The following is a 19,366-nucleotide window of genomic DNA, read 5'->3' on the forward strand; positions in this document are numbered from 1 at the left end:
TTAATCTTCTAAACCGCCTTCGCCTCCTTGATCTCTAGCGCAACCATAGGTAATGGTTCTGTGATTTATAATGCCTACAGTGACTAGACTTACTACAAAATCACCTAGTGATGTTTTGCTTTCTACCCAAGTCATGGCTTTATTTCTACAAGGACATTCGGTGCCTTCTATCTCAGGATTTGCACTTACTGTTTTTTGTTTAAGTCCCCAGAAGTAACTCCAACTACTTTTTTTCTGACATGCAATATTGACAGCGCCATCTTGATATGGATTTGCTTCGACTCGTGTGCTAACACAAGAAAATGTTGTGCTAAAGACAAATACAATAAGGAGGAAGTATATAAAATGCTTCATTTTTTTTTGAGAATTCATACGGGTGTCACTTTTATAAGTAAAGTTATAAAAATCAAGTTTTTATGACAAGGGGTTAATACCCCTTTTTTTAATGTGCTTTTGTAAGATTAATTCTATGTAAAACTGGACAAACCTACTTTTAACTTTGTTTGCTTTCCCGTACCTTAGCAAGTATGAATAGAGATTTGCATGATTATAGACAAACCTATGCAAAAGGAGCATTATTACTTGAGAATACAGTAGATGATCCTTTAGCACAATTTGCTATATGGTTTAAAGAAATAGAGGCAGATGGAGGTGTAAAAGAACCCAATGCGATGTCGCTAGCGACTTTAGGTAAAGATGGTTTTGCAAAATCACGTATTGTATTACTTAAGGAATACGATCAAGATGGCTTTGTATTCTATACAAATTACGAAAGTGAGAAAGGGGAAAGTATGAATCTGCATCCGCAGGTAGGGCTTTCTTTTTTTTGGCCAAGTATGGAACGTCAAGTCATTGTAAAAGGGGAAGTGAGTAAAGTGTCTGAAGAACGATCTAATACATATTTTAATGCACGGCCTAAAGAAAGTCAGTTAGGAGCTTTGGTATCTGATCAAAGTAAAGTGATTTCTGACCGTCAGGTTTTAGAAGATACAATGACTGAACTTAAAGAAAAATATGCCGATGTGGCTATTTCTCGTCCTTCACATTGGGGTGGATATATAGTAAAGCCTATTTCTATAGAGTTTTGGCAAGGACGTCCAAGTAGATTACACGATAGAATACGGTATAGAATAGAAGAAGGACAATGGATTAAAGAACGATTAGCTCCCTGATATGAAAACACTTTATGTAGTACGTCATGCAAAGTCCAGTTGGAAGTTTGATGTTATAGACCACGAACGCCCTTTAAATGATAGAGGGTTAAACGATGCACCTAAAATTGCCTCATATATTGCGCAACATATGCCTAAGCCAGATCTTATGATGAGTAGTGATGCGATGAGAGCTAAGACTACGGCGTTTTTTTTCGCGAAAGCGTACCAAATACCAGAAAATGATATCGTACTAGATCATACACTATATGATTTTGAAGGAAGAGATTTAGTTAATGTGATCCGTAATTGTGATGATTCGATTCATTGTCTTATGGTTTTTGGACATAATAATGCGATGACTAATTTTGTAAATATTTACGGAAATAAAAGAATAGATAATGTGCCTACAGCTGGGTTTACAGCGATTACTTTTGATATAGAACATTGGAAGGATATCAACCAAGGAAAAACCATTTTCACTTGCACACCAAAAGAGTTATAAAGCATGAACGAACTACAAAAGAGTAGATATATAAATAGAGAGTTAAGTTGGTTACAATTTAATGGTCGTGTATTGCAAGAAGCAGCCGACGAAACGGTTCCTCTGATTGAACGGTTGCGTTTTTTAGGGATATTTTCCAATAATCTGGATGAGTTTTTTAAGGTCCGATATGCAACGGTGCGTCGTATTGTAAGAGCGGGTCGTAAAGGAAGAAAAGCATTAGGAGTGTATACAGCAGAAGAGCTGTTACCTATGATTACTGATATAGTGATACATCAGCAAGCAGAGAGTTTAAAAATATTACAAGATATATACCAGAAACTTGAATTAGAAGGGATTCATGTTCTCAAGGAAACCGAAATTGAAAACGAAGAGCATCAAAAATTTATAAAAGATTTTTTTACTGAAGAAGTAAGCCCAGCGATCGAAACAATCATACTTCAAGAAGATGTAGAGTTGCCTCGTATCCAAGATTTAGAGGCATATCTCACTATAAAAATGGAGATCAAAGGTGGTAAAAAACCGATATATGCGTTACTCGAAATTCCTAGTAGTATAGATCGTTTTATCGTACTTCCTAAAATAGACGATAAGAATTGTATTATTATGCTAGATGATCTGATACGCTATAATCTAGATAGTATCTTTAATATTTTTGACTACGAATCTATTTCTGCGCATATGATTAAAATCACACGTGATGCAGAGCTAGATATGGAATCTGATCTTGGAAAAAGTTTTATAGAAAAATTATCAAGTTCTGTTAAGGGTAGAGAAGATGGAGCACCAGTTCGTTTTGTATATGATAAAACCATTGAAGAAGAGACATTAGCTTTTCTTCTTAAAAAGCTAGATATAGAAAATGATGATAGTATCATTCCTGGTGGACGCTATCATAACCGAAAAGATTATATGGGATTCCCTAGTTTGGGACATAAGGATTTGCTGTATCCTAAGCAAAAGCCATTGCCTATTAAGGGGATAACTTTAGACTGTAGCATGTTTGAAAAAGTAGCCCAAAGGGACTTTTTACAGTATGCTCCGTATCATACGTTTGCCTATACGATTAAGTTCTTGCGGGAAGCTGCGCTAGATCCATCAGTGTTATCTATTAAGATTACGATATATAGACTGGCTAAGATTTCTCATATAGCTAGTGCATTAATTAATGCAGCTCAAAATGGAAAAGAGGTTACGGTACAGATAGAATTACGTGCTCGTTTTGATGAAGAGTCTAATATGATGTATGCAAAGAAAATGGAAGATCAAGGGGTCAAACTTATCTTTGGAGTACCTGGACTAAAAGTGCATAGTAAAGTATGTGTTATTGAACGAGAAGAGGAAGAAAAAATAGTGAGATATGGTTTTATAAGTACTGGGAACTTTAACCATAAAACAGCAAACATATATACTGATTATACACTCTTTACAGCAGATCAGAAGATTCTTAAAGATTTATCAAAACTCTTTAACTTCTTTGATACCAATTATATTGTCAATAAGTATAAGCATCTTATTGTCTCACCACATTATAGTCGTATTACGTTTAATAGACTTATAGATGAGGAGATTGAAAAAGTAGAAGAGGGAGGTAAAGGATACATTCGTCTTAAACTGAATAGTATGTCTAACTATGCTATTATTGATAAGCTATATGAGGCTAGTCAAGCTGGCGTGCGAATTGATTTGATTATACGAGGGATTTGTTGTTTAATTCCAGGTGTACCGGGTCTTAGTGACAATATACGAGTGATTAGTATTATTGATCGCTTTTTAGAACATCCTAGAGTATATGTATTTGGTAAAGGAGAACATTCAAAAGTATATATTTCCTCTTCAGACTGGATGTCGCGTAATCTAGATAATAGAGTAGAGGTAAGTTGCCCTATATACGATAAGGATATTAAGAAAGAGATATTAAAGACACTTGATATTTGCTGGAATGATAATGTAAAAGCAAGAGAGCTTAATGATAGACAGGATAATGCATATGTGAGGAATGATAAAACTAAAGTACGTTCTCAATTAGCAACGTATGATTATTACTTAAATGAGATAGAAAATTAATGCTTACCATTGAAAAATACGCAGCTATTGATATTGGGTCTAATGCAATTCGATTATTAGTAGCAAATGTGATAGAGCAGGAGGATATGCCTACGCTTTTTCGTAAAAACGAATTGATTAGAGTCCCTATACGATTAGGGGAAGATGTTTTTTCTAAAGGCAAAATCTCTAAGAAAAATATACGAAGGATGACTGATGCTATGCTGGCATTTCGGTTATTGATGAATGCTCATCAAGTTAAATACTATCGTGCTTGTGCTACTTCTGCAATGAGAGAGGCATCAAACGGCGATAAAGTTGTGCAAATCATAAAAGAGAAAACTACTATTGCCATTGAAGTTATTGACGGAAAAGAAGAAGCAAAAATAATAGCAGCGACAGATCTTCATAGTGTTATTCAGAAAGATAGAGTTTATTTATATGTTGATGTAGGAGGAGGAAGTACAGAGTGTACTATTTATGATCAAGGTGAAACAACTGCTTCAAAATCTTTTAAGATAGGAACCGTACGTTTATTAAATAATCTTGTAAAAGATAAAGAATGGAAAGAAGTTGCTAGATGGATAAAAAAGAAGACTGAAAATTATGATAAAATAACAGTTATAGGTTCTGGAGGAAATATTAATAAGGTGATTAAAATGAAAGGCAAAAAGTCACAAAAATCATTGTCTTATTTAAATCTTTTAAATTTTTATGAAGAATTAGAGGAGTTAAGTTATGATGAACGTGTTGTGAAGCTAGGTCTTAATCCTGATAGAGCCGATGTGATTATTCCAGCGCTTCGTATCTATCTGAGGGCTATGAAATGGTCTAAAGCAGAACATATTATTGTGCCTAGTATTGGATTGTCTGATGGTATAATTAAGACATTGTATAGAGCAAAGTAGAAGCTTTTATCTTCAAATTGGAATTAATTTTGGTCATTAATCGATGTTTCTTTGACATTCAAAGAATAATAGAAGCCCTTATCTCAATTTTTTTTATAAAACCCTGAAAAGAATGTATCTTTCGCTCGGAAGATAACTATTTGGGATATAGAAATTAAATTATTAGCATAATCTCTATATCATAAAAAATACTCAGAAATTATGAAAAAAATTACACTTTTATCCAGCTTCTTATTACTTATGTGTTGTTCATTAACTTATGGGCAAGGAGTAGGGTATGGTTTTAAAATGGGAGTGAACGTAAGTGAAATTAGCAGCCTTTCTTTTGATATCGTAAACTTAGCTGGGGATACACCTAGACAAGGTGGATTTGACGCACAAGAAGGTACTAGAGTAGGTTTTACAGCTGCATTTTTCGCAGAATTTTCAATAAACGAGCGTTTAAGTTTTCAGCCAGAAGTGGCGTATTCTTCTCAAGGAAACAAATTTGAAGGATTACGTTATGAATACCTTCAATTGCCATTAGCACTTAAAATTAATTTAAATAAACTCTTTATAAATGTTGGGCCTCAAGCTGGATTGAAGATTTCTGCTTTTGAACAATCTGAAAATTTTAAGAGCTTTGAATTTGCAGGATTTGGAGGATTAGGATATCAATTTACAGATAACATTTTTGCAGAGGTACGATATACAATAGGAATTACAGAAGTGTTTGAAGATGACGCTGCTGTTGAGTTACCGTTATTCTCAGCAAATACAAATGAGGCAAATAGGGATAATGTTATAACAAACGCTTCAGGTAATAATAGTTACTTTACATTTAGTATAGGATACCGTTTATAAGAATTATAGCAATACATAGTATTAAAAAAGCCCCAATCGTATGATTGGGGCTTTTTTATTTTTCTTATGTATAAAAGTTATCCGTGTATGGTTTCTTTAACGCTAAGTTCTTTCATTACTTGTGCTTCAAAATCAAGAAGTTCTTGCCATTTTTTATCAACGACTTCACGGTCTCCGTATTGGCGGGCAAAACGTAGGAACATAGCATAATGCCCAGCTTCACTTATCATTAGTTTTTTATAGAACCGAGCCAATTTTTTATCTTCTAACTCTTCTGATAGTAATCTAAAACGTTCACAGCTTCTTGCTTCTATAAGGCCAGCAACTAGTAATCTATTAATAAGGCTTTCTACACGACTACCTCCTTTTGGGAAATAGAAACGTAGTTTATGAACATAGGCATCCTTGCGCTCACGTCCAAGTGTTAAACCACGTTCTCTCATAATATCATGCACCATTTTAAAATGGCTCATTTCTTCTTGAGCAAGATCACTCATCTCAGAGACAAGCTCTGTATATTCTGGAAAACCTATAATAAATGATATTGCAGATGATGCCGCTTTTTGTTCGCAATAAGCGTGATCTGTAAGTATTTCATCTAGGTTTTTTTCTACAATGTTTACCCACCTTGGATCTGTAGGTAATTTAAGATGTAGCATTTGGATAGGATCTTTCTCTTCCATAATTATTGTTCTAGTATTTCTAAATCAAAAGCACGTTTCAGAATATCTAGTTCAGGATTCTGCTCTCTAAGTTTGTCATATCGTTCTTGTCCTGTATATGCATATTTACGTTGTACTTCTTCATTTACTGTAATATCTAGTGTGATATCGTAATTGCTAAGTTTGCGTTTAAGAAATTCAAGTAAAGGGCCTTGAGCTCTTTCTACCTCTACTTTCATAGTTGCATTAGGATACTCTAATGTAATGGTAGTGCCATTAAGTTTTGGAACATCTGCTTCTAGGTTTGAAGCAACAATTTTTTCACCTTTTTTTGAGATTTTAGAAACGTATTCTCGCCAAGTTGCTTGCATGGCGATTTCTGTAAAGGGTTCACGTGGTAAATTTGTGACATCCACTTTTCGTTCTTCTAATTTTTCTTCTAATTCCTTTTTGCGTTGTAACCCTTTAATTGATAAACCAGAAACTCTTTCTTTTCTAATGTTTATGTTAGGAACAATTGTCTCAGGTGTTGTTGTTGTAATTTCTTTGGGTACTGTTTTAGGAACTGCTGGTGTAGCAACAGTTGTCTGTTGTGGTATAGATGGAGCAAGTGTTTCTGGCTGACTTTGAGAAATAGATTCTTGAGTCTGTCCTTGTATAGGAGGAGGAACTTTTAATGTTCGATCTATATGTTGTGCATTCTCTTTTGGTAATTTGTAAAATGAAGGAGGAATTATGAAAGGCCCATCATTTTTTTTTTCTCCATCATAAGTGATAGAGGCAAGCTGCATTAAACAAAGTTCTACAAGTAGTCTTTGGTTACGACTTGTTTTATAAGTGAGATCACAGCTATTTGCCATCTCAATGGCTTTTAGCAAGAACGGAATATCTGTTTGTTGTGATTGCTCGTAATATTTCTTTTTAGTACCATCGCCAACTTCTAATAAATGGATAGTAGGCGGATTTTTGCAAACCATAAGATCTCTAAAATGAGATGCAAGTCCTGCTATAAAATGATGTCCGTCAAATCCTCTGGATAAGATATCATTAAATTGTAAAAGTAACTGTGGGATTTCATTTTTCAGAATATGATCCGTAGCTGTAAAGTAAGTCTCATAATCTAATACATTTAAGTTTTCTGTGACCGCTTTTCGCGAAAGCGTTTTCCCACTAAAACTCACTACTCTATCAAAAATTGATAAGGCATCTCGCATGGCACCATCTGCCTTTTGAGCAATAATGTGTAGCGCTTCTTCATCTGCGTCTATACCTTCTTCTTTTGCAATCTCGACGAGATGTTTTCTAGCGTCAGTTACAGTGATTCTCTTGAAGTCAAAAATCTGACAACGAGATAATATAGTAGGTATGATTTTATGTTTTTCTGTAGTGGCAAGTATGAAAATAGCGTGCTTTGGAGGCTCTTCTAGTGTTTTTAGAAAAGCATTAAAAGCTGCTTGCGATAGCATGTGTACCTCGTCTATAATATATACTTTATACGTTCCGACTTGTGGTGGAATACGAACTTGATCTATAAGATTCCTAATATCATCTACCGAATTATTTGAGGCAGCATCAAGTTCAAAAATATTAAATGCAAAATCTTCATCAGGACGGGTGTTCTCATCTTGATTAATACGTTTTGCAAGAATACGAGCACAGCTTGTTTTTCCCACACCACGAGGTCCGCAAAAAAGAAGGGCTTGCGCAAGATGATTATTTGCAATAGCATTTTCAAGCGTATTTGTAATAGCTTGCTGTCCTACAACATCTTTAAATGTCTGAGGACGATACTTTCTAGCTGATACGATGAAATGCTCCATGGAAACAAAGATAAAATAGGGAATTCAAAAAAGGTAGAATACAGAAGAAAAATCTAATTTATTTATTAACAGAAAGTATTATGATCTCTTTTTTAAGTAGCATTGCTTGTACATATAAAGCATCACTTCAGAACGATAAACTTTAGATAGTATAAAAACTTCTTGTAATACGTTCTTATGTCATTTTTATAATTTGTCTAAAGATGATTTTTTTCAAAAAGATCAAGCATTATTTTTTGTTTAAAAGGAACCAAAGAAAAGTAAATCTAGATAAGAAATACACTCCTAATTTGGAATGCTTTAAACCTAAAGTAAAATGAATTGAAATCATATACTTTTTGTATTTTGCAATAATGTTAAAACTGGTATACAATATTAGGCACTATTTTGAAAAACATGGTTTTTATGTGTCTTCTCGTCTTGCAGATCGTTTAGGAATGCGAGCAAAGAATGTACGTTTGTTTTTTATATATATGTCTTTTGCAACATTAGGAATTGGTTTTGCATTATATATTACTTCTGCTTTTTTATTAAGGCTTAAAGATTTGGTGTATACAAAACGAACTTCGGTTTTTGACCTATAAGTCTATGTTTGATTTTTTTAGATCCAAAATATATGTTGCTCTTATTTTTGTAATCATCACACTCCTTATTGGTGTTTTTGGTTATAGGATGATTGCGGGATATGAATGGATAGATGCTATCTATATGACGGTGATTACAATTACTACCGTTGGTTATGGAGAAGTATATCCACTCACGCCAGAAGCTAAGTTATTTACAGTAATACTTATATTATGTAGTGTTGTTATTGTTGGATATGCGATTTCTGTAATTACAGAATATATTATTAGTAGGAACACCTATGATACTTTAAAATTTAAAAAAGTGCAGAAACAAATTAATCAGTTATCAGATCATATTATTGTATGTGGTTATGGGCGTAATGGAAAACAAGCTGTTGAGAAACTAAAAGCATACAATCACCCTTTTGTCGTAATAGATAAAAATGATGAAGTGATAGGGCGACATGAGGATGGAGAGGTGTTATTTATAAAGGGGAATGCAAATGAAGATGAAGTATTGCTTGAAGCTGGTATAGAGCGTGCAAAAACACTTATCACTGCCTTACCAGATGATGCAGATAATCTTTTTGTAGTGTTAAGTGCAAGACAACTTAATAAAGAACTTAAAATTATAAGCCGTGCAGAACACGAAACTTCCCAAAAGAAATTAAAACTTGCTGGAGCAGATAATGTGATTATGCCTAATAGAATAGGAGGAGATCATATGGCTTCACTTGTAGTGGTGCCAGATTTAATAGAATTTTTAGATAACCTTTCGGTAGTAGGAGAAGAAGATAGTATTAATGTAGAAGAGATTGGTTTTGAAAAAATATGCCCAAGTGGAGAAGAGTCTAGTATTAAGGATATAGATTTCCGAAATAAAACGGGCTGTACGATTATAGGATATAAATCGCCAGAAGGGAAATATACAGTGAACCCTAGTGCAGATCTTGTCCTTAAAATGGATTCAAAATTGATCGTTATAGGACGTCCAGAACAGATTGTAAACCTGCATCATATTTTTGGAATTTCATAAATGTGATCGATTTTAAGAATCATTTCTTTGATTAAGGGGCTTTTTTTTGCATCTTGCTCTCTGATTTAATAATAACCTAACATAAATTAAATGATGAAGAAATATCTTCTATTACTTATTGGAATGCTAAGCTCTATGGGTATGTATGCTCAAGATGCTGCAGAAAAAGGAATTGATGAAAAAGTTAATGATGCTTTTATGCCAGTTGCTACTTGGTGGGAGAATACTGTTTTATATCCCGTTCCTATTGCTGGCTATGATATTCCTATTGTTGTAATTCTTCTAGTTATAGGAGCAACATTCTTTACTGTTTATTTTGGTTTTCCTGCGGTTACAAAATTCAAACTTGCGATTAATACTGTAAGAGGTAAATATGATGAGATTGAAGGTCATGGTGTAGAGAAGTCTGATGTTAATATAGTGGATGGAGATTTACCAGATACTATTAGAGATGAAAGTCAAGAAGGAGAAGTAAGTCACTTCCAAGCATTGGCTACAGCCGTTTCCGGTACTGTAGGATTAGGGAATATAGCAGGGGTAGCGGTTGCTATAGCTGTTGGAGGACCAGGTGCTACTTTCTGGATGATTGTATGTGGACTTATAGGGATGTCAACGAAGCTGGTAGAATGTACACTTGGTGTAAAATACCGTGATGTAGGACCAGATGGAACTGTGTATGGAGGACCTATGTATTACTTAAAAAGAGGACTAGCTGCTCAAAATAAAGCCATCTTAGGTAAAGTATTAGCCGTGATTTTTGCTATACTTTGTGTAGGAGCTTCTTTTGGAGGAGGAAACGCATTCCAATCTAATCAAGCAGCTGTGCAAATAGAAAGCATGTTAGGGCTTTCTGGAGGTGCTTCTGGGATGATTATTGGAGTTATTCTAGCAGTGATTGTTGGAATTGTTATTATAGGAGGAATTAAACGTATTGCAAATATTACAGAGAAGATTGTGCCTTTTATGGCTGGTATATATATCCTAGCATCTTTAGTTGTCATTTTTGCAAATATTAAATATGTAGGTGATGCTTTTGGAATGATTTTCTCAGGTGCATTTACACCACTTGCAGGTCTTGGAGGAGTATTAGGAGTTCTTATTGTAGGATTCCAAAGAGCTGCATTTTCAAATGAAGCTGGAGCAGGATCTGCAGCAATTGCGCATTCGGCTGTGAAAACAAAGTATCCTGCTAGTGAAGGAGTAGTAGCATTACTAGAGCCTTTTATTGATACAGTAGTAATCTGTACAATGACAGCATTGGTAATTATATTCTTTAATATGGATGCTGGAGCATTTGAGTATGGAAACTCTGTAAGTAGTACTGTTTTAATAACAGAAACTGGACAATATATTGGAGGTGTAGATTTGACTTCTATGGCATTTGACTCAGTAATTCCTGGATTTAGATACATCCTTACTGTAGCAATTATACTTTTTGCTTTTTCTACAATGATTTCTTGGTCGTACTATGGATTACAGTCTTGGAAATTCCTTTTTGGAAGAGGTAAGAAAGCAGATATAGTATATAAGGTATTGTTCTTATTATTTGTAGTTATTGGAGCATCTGCTACTTTAGACGCAGTAATTAAGTTTTCTGATGCTATGATATTAGCATTAGTATTCCCTAATATGATTGGGTTGTTATTCTTATTCCCAAGAGTTAGAGAGGAAATGACTAAATATGTAAATGCGATTAAAGGCGTTGTAAAAAACTAATTACAACTCATGAATAATTTTAAATCCCACTTCTTTTACGATAGACAAAAGAGAAGTGGGATTTTGATTTTAATAGGGCTTATTCTTGCTGGAATGAGCTTTTCTTATTTTTATAAGCCTGAAAAAGAAATTATTATTTCTGAAGCAGAGCAACAAGAAGTTCTTGCTTTCCAAATACAAATAGATTCTTTAAAAAGAGTTGCTACAGAAAGTAGGAAACCTAAAATCTATCCATTTAACCCTAATTTTATAACCGATTATAAAGGATATACGTTAGGGATGACGGTAGAAGAGATAAGTCGATTGCACCGCTTTCGCGAAAGCGGAAAATGGGTCAACTCTAAGACCGATTTTAAACAAGTAACACACGTTTCGGATTCTTTACTGGCTATCATTTCTCCTTACTTTAAATTTCCTGAATGGGTAACTAATCCAAAAAAGAAATCATCATATACTGCAAAATCAAAGTGGAAGACATATGATCAAAAAGATGCACTTAACAGCATTACATTGGAAAAGTTAATCGCTTTAGATGGGATAGATGAAAAAGCAGCAGATAAAATCGTACGTCATGTAAAGAAACTAGGAGGTTACCAGATAGATGAACAGCTATATGATGTATACGGAGTTTCTACAAAGATTAAACGAACAATTCTAAATCATTATACGGTAAAGGTAAAACCAACCGTTATCTATATAGATGTAAACACGGCAACAGCATCCGATTTATCTACGATACCACTTCTTAATTTTGATCTAGCAAAGGAAATTGTAGACTATAGAATACTACATGAAGGTATAAAATCACTCGATGAATTGTTAGAACTTGATGGAATGACCGACTATAAATTAGCGAGAATTAAGTTATATTTGATAGCTGAATAAAACAATCAAATTTCTGTTTAACATATTGCCTATTTTAGGTCTAATTTAAAGAAAAGGATGAACGAATTATATTTTACTGAGGAACATAATCTTTTTAGAGAAAGCTTACAGGATTTTCTTCAAAAAGAAGTTGTACCACATATAAATACTTGGGAAGAGACTGGGAAGATTGATCGATTTATCTGGAAGAAGTTTGGAGATATGGGATTTTTTGGAATTGCATATCCTGAAGAGTATGGAGGGATGGGATTAGATTTTTTCTATACTGTAATCCTTCTAGAAGAATTACAGAAAATAAACTCTGGAGGGTTTGCAGCAGCGATATGGGCACATGCTTACCTGGCTATGACACATCTTAATGCAGAAGGAGATGCACGTGTAAAATCAGAATATTTAGCTCCTAGTATTACAGGAGAAAAGATAGGGTGTTTGTGTATTACAGAACCTTTTGGGGGAAGTGATGTTGCAGGAATGAGAACAACGGCTGTAAAAGATGGAGATCATTATGTAATTAATGGATCAAAAACTTTTATTACAAATGGCGTATACTCAGATTACCTTGTAGTAGCAGCAAAGACTGCTCCTGAATTAGGAGGAAAAGGTATGAGTATCTTTATTATAGATCGTGATACACCGGGAGTTTCTGCAACAAAGTTAGATAAACTAGGATGGAGAGCTTCTGATACGGGAGAAATAGCATTTGATAATGTTCGTATTCCATTACAAAATTTGATGGGAGAAGAAAACAAAGGCTTTGGGTATATTATGCAGCATTTTGCTACAGAGCGATTAATTATGGGGATTAATGCACATGCTAGAGCAGAGTATGCTATAGAGTACACATTAGGATATATGAAAGAACGTATGGCGTTTGGACAAACCATAGATCGTTTTCAAGCATTACGACATAAAATAGCAGAGCGTAAAGCAGAAGTAGAGATGTCTAAAGCTTTTAATTACTCAGTAGCATACCGTCTTAATAAAGGGGAGTATGTTGTAAAAGAAGCAACCATGTCAAAACTTACGGCAACAAAGATTGCAGATGAGGTTATTTATGACTGTCTTCAGATGTTAGGAGGATATGGTTATATGGAAGAATACCCATTGGCGCGTTTACTTAGAGATAGTAGATTAGGACCTATAGGAGGAGGGACTTCAGATATTCTTAGAGAGATCATTGCCAAAATGATTATCGATAAAAAAGAGTATAAAGTACAGACAAAAACAAAAGCATAAAATATTTTATATCTAAAGTTGCATGATACATAATTAGTAGTATCTTTGCGCCCTAATTTATTCTAAAAGAAAGGAGGTCCCACTATGTTAATTATACCAGTAAAAGACGGAGAAAATATAGATAGAGCGCTTAAGCGTTTCAAACGTAAATTTGATCGCACTAAGACTATGCGTAACTTGAGAGAGCGTAAGCAATTCACAAAGCCTTCTGTAACAAGAAGACGTGAAGTTCAAAAGGCTGCATATATTCAAGGTCTTAGAGATAAGGAAAATATCTAGAAAAAAGATTCCGTCACCTATATTTATATAGGAAGTCTGGATGATAGGGAGGGAGTAATCTCTTTCAAAATATATAACCGTTGCTTTATAAAGTATATCTTTGTGAAGCAACGGTTTTTTTTATTGCATATACGTAATGCCTTTATAGGGGAGAGCGATCTCTTTGAAAAGTTTGGAAAACCTTTTTAATAATACTTTGTATGTCTCTTCATTCCTTTATAGACTATCTTACATTAGAAAAGAATTATAGTAAGCTTACGGTGCAAGCTTATGAGGGAGATATTGAAGAGTTTTCCGCTTTCGCGAAAGCAAACTATGAGCAAGAAGATATCGCAACCGTAAATTATAGTCAGATACGAAGTTGGATTGTGTCTCTTGTAGATTCAGGGATTTCAAATAGAACTGTTAATCGAAAAATCTCATCCTTAAAATCCTTCTATAAATTTTTAATAAAAGTTGAAGAAATAGAAGTAAGTCCTTTGGCGAAGCATAAATCTTTAAAGATTCCTAAGAAGCTTCAAATTCCTTTTTCAGAAAATGAAATCACAGAAGTGTTTGATTTGTTAACGATTTCTGATGATTTTGAGTCATTGAGAGATCTTTTGTTGGTAGAACTATTGTACGGTACAGGTATGCGTCGAGCAGAGCTTATAAGTCTTACTATAGGGAGTGTAGATATATCTCAAAAAACAATACGAGTTGTAGGTAAACGTAACAAAGAGCGAATTATACCGTTGTTGCCTAATATATGTAATACAGTATATAGATACCTGGAGAAGCGAGACGAGATAATTTTAAGACAGCTTGATGCTCCTTTGTTAATTACAAAAAAAGGAATTAAATTATATGATACTCTTGTTTATAGGATAATAAATCACTATTTTAGTAAGACATCAAACAAGATCAAAAAGAGTCCGCATATTATACGACATTCCTTTGCGACTCACATGCTAAACCAAGGAGCAGATCTAAACGTTGTAAAAGATTTATTAGGTCACGCCAGTCTAGCGTCTACACAAGTGTATACGCATAATAGTATAGCTGCGTTGCGCAATGTGTATAAGAATGCTCACCCTCGTAACAAAAAATGATTGATGTTTGTGTAATCACGGTAGTTGTACTGCCGAAGTTTTAATCCTTAAAATATAGTGGCTTATGAAAGTAACTGTTGAAGCACCACAATTTGATCCAGACACAAAATTGATTGATTTTATTCAGAAAAAATTAAATAAATTAGAACAGTTTTATGATAAAATAATACACGCAGATGTGTATTTGAAGTTAGAACCTAACAATAAACCAGGAAATAAGATTGTAGAGGTATTGGTTAATGTACCGGGCGATGAGTTTATTGTAAAAAAGAATGCAAAATCCTTTGAAGAAGGTATAGATGTATGTGTTCAATCCCTTGAAAGACTACTTAAAAAAAGAAAAGAAAAAATAAGAGCACATATTGCTTAAAAAAAACAAATAAAATGTTTTGTTAGATATTAAAATTGTCTACATTTGCAGTCCGTTAGAAATAGCGGACTTTTTTATGGCTCATTTGAGGAGTAAAAAAGACAAAAAGCCGATGTAGCTCAGCTGGCTAGAGCAGCTGATTTGTAATCAGCAGGTCGTGGGTTCGAGTCCCTCCATCGGCTCTTAAATTTTTTTAAAAAGTTCTTTAAAATTTTGTGATTAAATCAATTTAGAATGCATATTTTTGCATCCGGAAAATTTGATAAAGGGGGAGATACTCAAGCGGCCAACGAGGACGGACTGTAACTCCGTTGTTTTTAACTTCGCAGGTTCGAATCCTGCTCTCCCCACTTATTATTTTAAATACAAACTTCAAGTGATATAATCTTGAGGTTTTTGTTTGAAATATGCTTCAGAGTAACATTTGTTTTGAAGTGAGTTTTTGACATATTGATTTTACCTTTTAATACTATAATATGTAGTGTTAATAAATGCGGGAGTAGCTCAGTTGGTAGAGCGTCAGCCTTCCAAGCTGAATGTCGCCGGTTCGAACCCGGTCTCCCGCTCTTATATACCTTTGAGGTATTGAGCTTTCGCGAAAGCGTAAATAAGCCGACGTAGCTCAGGGGTAGAGCGTTTCCTTGGTAAGGAAGAGGCCACGGGTTCAAATCCCGTCGTTGGCTCAAGAAAAAAATAAGAGTGCTGGTCACACTCTCTTTTGTGTTTAATCAAAAGATAAAAAGATCAAAAAGAATAAACACTAATAATAACTAAGATTAAATATTAAATCATGGCAAAGGAAACTTTTGACCGCTCGAAGCCGCATTTAAATATCGGTACAATTGGGCACGTAGATCACGGTAAAACTACACTTACTGCCGCGATCACTACGGTACTTGCAAATGCAGGTTTATCAGAACTGAGATCATTCGATTCTATCGATAATGCTCCAGAAGAAAAAGAAAGAGGTATTACAATTAATACATCACACGTTGAGTATTCAACTGCAAACCGTCACTATGCGCACGTTGACTGTCCAGGTCACGCCGATTACGTAAAGAACATGGTAACGGGAGCTGCTCAAATGGATGGTGCTATTCTTGTGGTTGCTGCTACAGATGGTCCTATGCCACAAACACGTGAGCACATCCTTCTTGGTCGCCAGGTTGGTATTCCTAGTATCGTTGTATTCATGAATAAAGTGGATATGGTTGATGATGAAGAATTACTTGAATTAGTAGAGATGGAGATCAGAGAACTTCTTACTTTTTATGAGTATGATGGTGATAATGGTCCAGTAATCGCTGGTTCTGCATTAGGAGCTTTGAATAATGAGCAAAAGTGGGTAGATACAGTTATGGAGCTTATGGCTGCTGTTGATGATTGGATCAAAGAGCCAGTACGTGATACTGATAAAGATTTCTTAATGCCTATCGAAGATGTATTCTCTATTACTGGTCGTGGTACTGTTGCAACTGGTCGTATTGAAACTGGAGTAGCAAATACAGGAGATCCTGTAGAGATTATCGGTATGGGAGCTGAGAAATTAACTTCTACTATTACTGGTATTGAGATGTTCCGTAAGATTCTTGATAGAGGAGAAGCTGGAGATAATGCAGGTATCCTTTTAAGAGGTATTGAGAAAACTCAGATCTCTCGTGGTATGGTAATTACTAAGCCAGGATCTGTAACTCCTCACTCTAAATTTAAAGCTGAGGTTTATATCCTTAAGAAAGAAGAAGGTGGACGTCATACACCATTCCATAATAACTACCGTCCACAGTTTTACGTACGTACAACTGATGTAACTGGTAACATCGCACTTCCAGAAGGAGTAGAGATGGTTATGCCTGGAGATAACTTAACGATAACTGTTGATCTTATTCAACCTATCGCATTAAACTTAGGTCTTCGTTTTGCAATCCGTGAGGGAGGTAGAACAGTAGGAGCAGGTCAGGTGACTGAGATTCTAGACTAAGATTATAAATGAATTTATAAAAGTAAAGGTGTTCCGATTATTCGGAACGCCTTGACTTTTGTTTAAACCAAACACATATTTTGGTGTTTGTGCTAAAATAAAATACGGGTTTAGCTCAGTTGGTAGAGCACTGGTCTCCAAAACCAGGTGTCGGGAGTTCGAGTCTCTCAACCCGTGCTTAAGTAGATGATACTTATATGGTATTATTTCAATGTAATGTTAGAGAATGTTAGGGATAATATTCTTTATAAAGAACAAGATATTATGGCTGGAATTATAAATTACGTACAAGAAGCATATAACGAATTAAAAAACCACGTAACATGGACTCCGCTAGCGGAAGCTCAACGTCTTATGGTAGTGGTTGCTGTTTTTTCAATCATATTCTCTTTAGCAGTATGGGGAGTTGATACAGTATTCAGCAGTGTGATTAAGTTGTATTTTGATAAAGTAGTAGGAGCATAATTTATAGATGATGGCTAAAACAACCAACACCAAGCACTGGTATGTAGTAAGGGCCGTTAGCGGTCAAGAAAACAAGATCAAAGCATATATAGAACAAGAAATTAATCGCTTACATCTTGAAGACTATATCGAAGATGTCTTAGTACCAACAGAGAAAGTAATACAAATCCGTAATGGAAAGAAAGTAAATAAAGAACGTGTTTATTTTCCAGGTTATATTATGGTAAAAGCTCATTTGGGAGGAGAGATTCCTCACATTATTAAGTCTATAAATGGCGTGATAGGGTTTTTAGGAGAGGTAAAAGGAGGAGATCCAGTACCACTTCGTAAAGCAGAAGTAAATCGTATGCTAGGAAAAGTAGACGAGCTTGCAATTAAACAAGATAATGTATCAATACCTTTTACTATTGGGGAAACCATTAAGGTAATAGATGGGCCATTCAATGGTTTTAATGGTACTGTAGAAAAAGTAAATGAAGAAAAGCGTAAACTAGAGGTGATGGTGAAGATTTTTGGAAGAAAAACACCACTAGAATTAAGCTACATGCAAGTTGAAAAAGTATAAATAAATAAGTGTTACACTAATATATTTTGGATTTTGTTCTATTGCTTCCAACTCTAAGAACAAGTCAAAGTTAAATTTTGAAAAATGGCAAAAGAAGTAAGTAAGGTTGTAAAGTTACAAGTACGAGGAGGTGCCGCAAACCCTTCTCCACCAGTAGGACCTGCTTTAGGTGCGGCCGGAGTTAATATTATGGAGTTCTGTAAGCAGTTTAATGCTAGAACACAAGATAAAGCCGGTAAAGTACTTCCTGTTGTTATTACTGTTTATGGAGATAAGTCTTTTGACTTTGTAATAAAAACTCCACCAGCAGCGGTTCAATTAATGGAAGCAGCTAAAGTAAAAGGGGGTTCTGGTGAACCTAACCGTAAGAAAGTTGCAAAAGTAACTTGGGATCAAGTTAGAGCAATTGCAGAAGATAAAATGCCTGATTTAAATGCATTTACTGTAGATAGCGCTATGAAAATGGTTGCTGGTACTGCAAGATCAATGGGTATTACGGTTAAAGGTGGAGATGCTCCAGCTTAACATCCAAAAAGAAAATTAAAATGGCAAAATTAACAAAAAAGCAAAAAGAAAATCAAGCAAAGGTTGAAGCTGGTAAAGCATACAGTCTTAATGATGCTTCTGCTTTAATAAAAGAAGTAAGCAACGTAAATTTCGATGCTTCCGTAGATATTGCTGTACGTCTTAATGTAGATCCTCGTAAAGCAAACCAGATGGTTCGTGGTGTAGTTACACTACCTCACGGTACTGGTAAGGATGTAAAAGTGTTAGCACTTGTTACTCCAGATAAAGAGGCAGATGCAAAAGAGGCTGGTGCAGATTATGTTGGTCTTGATGAGTACCTTGATAAAATCAAAGGTGGTTGGACAGATGTAGACGTTATTATTACAATGCCTAGTGTAATGGGTAAATTAGGACCATTAGGACGTGTTCTTGGACCACGTGGTTTAATGCCTAACCCTAAGACTGGTACGGTAACTATGGATATAGCAAAAGCAGTTACAGATGTAAAAGCTGGTAAAATTGACTTTAAAGTTGATAAAACTGGTATTGTACACGCATCTGTAGGTAAAGCATCTTTTGGTGCTGATAAAATTGCAGGAAATGCACAAGAATTACTTACTACATTAGTAAAGTTAAAACCTACAACAGCAAAAGGGGTATACATAAAAAGTATCTTTTTATCTAGTACAATGAGTCCTGGAGTTGAAGTAGATACTAAAGCTTACGCTACTAGTTAA

The 19,366-nt window shown here is 34.8% G+C and carries 21 protein-coding genes and 5 tRNA genes; 23 read left to right on the top strand and 3 right to left on the bottom strand.

Annotated features, from left to right (window positions below; genetic code table 11):
* Complete coding sequence (locus tag ABJD27_RS11395; RefSeq protein WP_348172956.1) at positions 1–372, bottom strand: hypothetical protein; 372 nt, start codon at positions 370–372, stop codon at positions 1–3.
* A gap of 155 nt (positions 373–527) precedes the next feature.
* Between ABJD27_RS11395 and pdxH the strand changes: the two genes are divergently transcribed.
* The 5 genes from pdxH (at position 528) to ABJD27_RS11420 (ending at position 5,453) form a co-directional block, all read left to right on the top strand.
* The gene (gene pdxH, locus ABJD27_RS11400) at positions 528–1,172 is read left to right on the top strand and encodes a pyridoxamine 5'-phosphate oxidase (protein WP_348172953.1); all 645 of its coding nucleotides are present in this window, start codon (positions 528–530) and stop codon (positions 1,170–1,172) included.
* A gap of 1 nt (position 1,173) precedes the next feature.
* Positions 1,174–1,656 (top strand): histidine phosphatase family protein, encoded by a 483-nt coding sequence (locus ABJD27_RS11405; RefSeq protein ID WP_348172950.1) that lies wholly within the window; start codon positions 1,174–1,176, stop codon positions 1,654–1,656.
* A 3-nt stretch (positions 1,657–1,659) separates the two neighbouring features.
* Positions 1,660–3,723 (top strand): polyphosphate kinase 1, encoded by a 2,064-nt coding sequence (ppk1, locus tag ABJD27_RS11410; protein WP_348172947.1) that lies wholly within the window; start codon positions 1,660–1,662, stop codon positions 3,721–3,723.
* The gene (locus tag ABJD27_RS11415; protein WP_348172944.1) at positions 3,723–4,610 is read left to right on the top strand and encodes an exopolyphosphatase; all 888 of its coding nucleotides are present in this window, start codon (positions 3,723–3,725) and stop codon (positions 4,608–4,610) included. Before ppk1 ends, ABJD27_RS11415 begins: the two co-directional genes overlap by 1 nt.
* 201 nt (positions 4,611–4,811) lie before the next feature.
* Complete coding sequence (locus ABJD27_RS11420) at positions 4,812–5,453, top strand: porin family protein (RefSeq protein WP_348172942.1); 642 nt, start codon at positions 4,812–4,814, stop codon at positions 5,451–5,453.
* A 77-nt stretch (positions 5,454–5,530) separates the two neighbouring features.
* Here ABJD27_RS11420 and ABJD27_RS11425 read toward each other — a convergent pair whose 3' ends face one another.
* Both ABJD27_RS11425 and ABJD27_RS11430 read right to left on the bottom strand, forming a co-directional pair.
* Positions 5,531–6,112, bottom strand: a complete 582-nt coding sequence (locus tag ABJD27_RS11425; RefSeq protein WP_348172983.1) for a tRNA-(ms[2]io[6]A)-hydroxylase — start codon at positions 6,110–6,112, stop codon at positions 5,531–5,533.
* Positions 6,113–6,138: 26 nt separating this feature from the next.
* Entirely contained in the window at positions 6,139–7,935 is a 1,797-nt protein-coding gene (locus tag ABJD27_RS11430) for a DNA polymerase III subunit gamma/tau (RefSeq protein WP_348172940.1), read from the bottom strand.
* Positions 7,936–8,288: 353 nt separating this feature from the next.
* Here ABJD27_RS11430 and ABJD27_RS11435 point away from each other — a divergent pair, with 353 nt between their 5' ends.
* The 18 genes from ABJD27_RS11435 (at position 8,289) to rplA (ending at position 19,366) form a co-directional block, all read left to right on the top strand.
* Positions 8,289–8,519, top strand: coding sequence for a PspC domain-containing protein (locus ABJD27_RS11435; RefSeq protein ID WP_348172937.1), 231 nt, complete (start codon positions 8,289–8,291; stop codon positions 8,517–8,519).
* Between the two features lie 4 nt (positions 8,520–8,523).
* Complete coding sequence (locus ABJD27_RS11440) at positions 8,524–9,537, top strand: NAD-binding protein (protein ID WP_348172934.1); 1,014 nt, start codon at positions 8,524–8,526, stop codon at positions 9,535–9,537.
* A 93-nt stretch (positions 9,538–9,630) separates the two neighbouring features.
* Complete coding sequence (locus ABJD27_RS11445; protein ID WP_348172979.1) at positions 9,631–11,253, top strand: alanine/glycine:cation symporter family protein; 1,623 nt, start codon at positions 9,631–9,633, stop codon at positions 11,251–11,253.
* A 9-nt stretch (positions 11,254–11,262) separates the two neighbouring features.
* A complete protein-coding gene (locus ABJD27_RS11450) occupies positions 11,263–12,138 on the top strand; it encodes a helix-hairpin-helix domain-containing protein (protein ID WP_348172931.1) in 876 nt (291 codons plus the stop codon).
* Between the two features lie 57 nt (positions 12,139–12,195).
* Entirely contained in the window at positions 12,196–13,374 is a 1,179-nt protein-coding gene (locus ABJD27_RS11455) for an acyl-CoA dehydrogenase family protein (RefSeq protein WP_348172928.1), read from the top strand.
* 84 nt (positions 13,375–13,458) lie between these two features.
* Positions 13,459–13,653: a 30S ribosomal protein S21 gene (gene rpsU, locus ABJD27_RS11460; RefSeq protein ID WP_348172925.1), complete on the top strand. Its 195-nt coding sequence runs from the start codon at positions 13,459–13,461 to the stop codon at positions 13,651–13,653.
* A gap of 200 nt (positions 13,654–13,853) precedes the next feature.
* Positions 13,854–14,744 (top strand): tyrosine-type recombinase/integrase, encoded by an 891-nt coding sequence (locus ABJD27_RS11465; RefSeq protein ID WP_348172922.1) that lies wholly within the window; start codon positions 13,854–13,856, stop codon positions 14,742–14,744.
* Positions 14,745–14,808: 64 nt separating this feature from the next.
* Positions 14,809–15,114 carry a ribosome-associated translation inhibitor RaiA gene (gene raiA, locus ABJD27_RS11470; protein WP_348172919.1) on the top strand — a complete coding sequence of 102 codons (306 nt, stop codon included), beginning with the start codon at positions 14,809–14,811 and terminating at the stop codon, positions 15,112–15,114.
* 108 nt (positions 15,115–15,222) lie between these two features.
* Positions 15,223–15,296 (top strand) — tRNA-Thr (locus ABJD27_RS11475).
* Positions 15,297–15,382: 86 nt separating this feature from the next.
* Positions 15,383–15,464 (top strand) — tRNA-Tyr (locus tag ABJD27_RS11480).
* A gap of 143 nt (positions 15,465–15,607) precedes the next feature.
* Positions 15,608–15,680 (top strand) — tRNA-Gly (locus ABJD27_RS11485).
* 45 nt (positions 15,681–15,725) lie between these two features.
* Positions 15,726–15,797: transfer RNA gene (locus ABJD27_RS11490), tRNA-Thr, on the top strand.
* Positions 15,798–15,904: 107 nt separating this feature from the next.
* Positions 15,905–17,092 (top strand): elongation factor Tu, encoded by a 1,188-nt coding sequence (gene tuf, locus ABJD27_RS11495; protein WP_348172916.1) that lies wholly within the window; start codon positions 15,905–15,907, stop codon positions 17,090–17,092.
* A gap of 104 nt (positions 17,093–17,196) precedes the next feature.
* Positions 17,197–17,269, top strand: a tRNA-Trp gene (locus tag ABJD27_RS11500).
* Between the two features lie 87 nt (positions 17,270–17,356).
* A complete protein-coding gene (secE, locus tag ABJD27_RS11505; protein ID WP_348172913.1) occupies positions 17,357–17,557 on the top strand; it encodes a preprotein translocase subunit SecE in 201 nt (66 codons plus the stop codon).
* 10 nt (positions 17,558–17,567) lie between these two features.
* Complete coding sequence (nusG, locus tag ABJD27_RS11510; RefSeq protein ID WP_348172976.1) at positions 17,568–18,122, top strand: transcription termination/antitermination protein NusG; 555 nt, start codon at positions 17,568–17,570, stop codon at positions 18,120–18,122.
* 84 nt (positions 18,123–18,206) lie between these two features.
* The gene (gene rplK, locus ABJD27_RS11515; protein WP_348172910.1) at positions 18,207–18,647 is read left to right on the top strand and encodes a 50S ribosomal protein L11; all 441 of its coding nucleotides are present in this window, start codon (positions 18,207–18,209) and stop codon (positions 18,645–18,647) included.
* Positions 18,648–18,667: 20 nt separating this feature from the next.
* A complete protein-coding gene (gene rplA, locus ABJD27_RS11520; RefSeq protein ID WP_348172907.1) occupies positions 18,668–19,366 on the top strand; it encodes a 50S ribosomal protein L1 in 699 nt (232 codons plus the stop codon).

This window comes from Dokdonia sp. (assembly GCF_039945015.1).
In the GTDB taxonomy this organism is placed as follows: Bacteria; Bacteroidota; Bacteroidia; order Flavobacteriales; family Flavobacteriaceae; genus Dokdonia.

What these genes read in the sequence shown, in the direction of transcription:
- rpsU (WP_348172925.1), top strand. Translation starts at nt 13,459, where the DNA reads ATGTTAATTATACCAGTAAAAGACGGAGAAAATATAGATAGAGCGCTT.
- ABJD27_RS11450 (WP_348172931.1), top strand. Translation starts at nt 11,263, where the DNA reads ATGAATAATTTTAAATCCCACTTCTTTTACGATAGACAAAAGAGAAGT.
- ppk1 (WP_348172947.1), top strand. Translation starts at nt 1,660, where the DNA reads ATGAACGAACTACAAAAGAGTAGATATATAAATAGAGAGTTAAGTTGG.
- ABJD27_RS11455 (WP_348172928.1), top strand. Translation starts at nt 12,196, where the DNA reads ATGAACGAATTATATTTTACTGAGGAACATAATCTTTTTAGAGAAAGC.
- ABJD27_RS11435 (WP_348172937.1), top strand. Translation starts at nt 8,289, where the DNA reads ATGTTAAAACTGGTATACAATATTAGGCACTATTTTGAAAAACATGGT.
- rplA (WP_348172907.1), top strand. Translation starts at nt 18,668, where the DNA reads ATGGCAAAATTAACAAAAAAGCAAAAAGAAAATCAAGCAAAGGTTGAA.
- ABJD27_RS11420 (WP_348172942.1), top strand. Translation starts at nt 4,812, where the DNA reads ATGAAAAAAATTACACTTTTATCCAGCTTCTTATTACTTATGTGTTGT.
- ABJD27_RS11405 (WP_348172950.1), top strand. Translation starts at nt 1,174, where the DNA reads ATGAAAACACTTTATGTAGTACGTCATGCAAAGTCCAGTTGGAAGTTT.
- rplK (WP_348172910.1), top strand. Translation starts at nt 18,207, where the DNA reads ATGGCAAAAGAAGTAAGTAAGGTTGTAAAGTTACAAGTACGAGGAGGT.
- tuf (WP_348172916.1), top strand. Translation starts at nt 15,905, where the DNA reads ATGGCAAAGGAAACTTTTGACCGCTCGAAGCCGCATTTAAATATCGGT.
- ABJD27_RS11430 (WP_348172940.1), bottom strand. Translation starts at nt 7,935, where the DNA reads ATGGAGCATTTCATCGTATCAGCTAGAAAGTATCGTCCTCAGACATTT.
- ABJD27_RS11465 (WP_348172922.1), top strand. Translation starts at nt 13,854, where the DNA reads ATGTCTCTTCATTCCTTTATAGACTATCTTACATTAGAAAAGAATTAT.
- ABJD27_RS11445 (WP_348172979.1), top strand. Translation starts at nt 9,631, where the DNA reads ATGAAGAAATATCTTCTATTACTTATTGGAATGCTAAGCTCTATGGGT.
- pdxH (WP_348172953.1), top strand. Translation starts at nt 528, where the DNA reads ATGAATAGAGATTTGCATGATTATAGACAAACCTATGCAAAAGGAGCA.
- ABJD27_RS11440 (WP_348172934.1), top strand. Translation starts at nt 8,524, where the DNA reads ATGTTTGATTTTTTTAGATCCAAAATATATGTTGCTCTTATTTTTGTA.
- raiA (WP_348172919.1), top strand. Translation starts at nt 14,809, where the DNA reads ATGAAAGTAACTGTTGAAGCACCACAATTTGATCCAGACACAAAATTG.
- ABJD27_RS11395 (WP_348172956.1), bottom strand. Translation starts at nt 372, where the DNA reads ATGAATTCTCAAAAAAAAATGAAGCATTTTATATACTTCCTCCTTATT.
- ABJD27_RS11425 (WP_348172983.1), bottom strand. Translation starts at nt 6,112, where the DNA reads ATGCTACATCTTAAATTACCTACAGATCCAAGGTGGGTAAACATTGTA.
- secE (WP_348172913.1), top strand. Translation starts at nt 17,357, where the DNA reads ATGGCTGGAATTATAAATTACGTACAAGAAGCATATAACGAATTAAAA.
- ABJD27_RS11415 (WP_348172944.1), top strand. Translation starts at nt 3,723, where the DNA reads ATGCTTACCATTGAAAAATACGCAGCTATTGATATTGGGTCTAATGCA.
- nusG (WP_348172976.1), top strand. Translation starts at nt 17,568, where the DNA reads ATGGCTAAAACAACCAACACCAAGCACTGGTATGTAGTAAGGGCCGTT.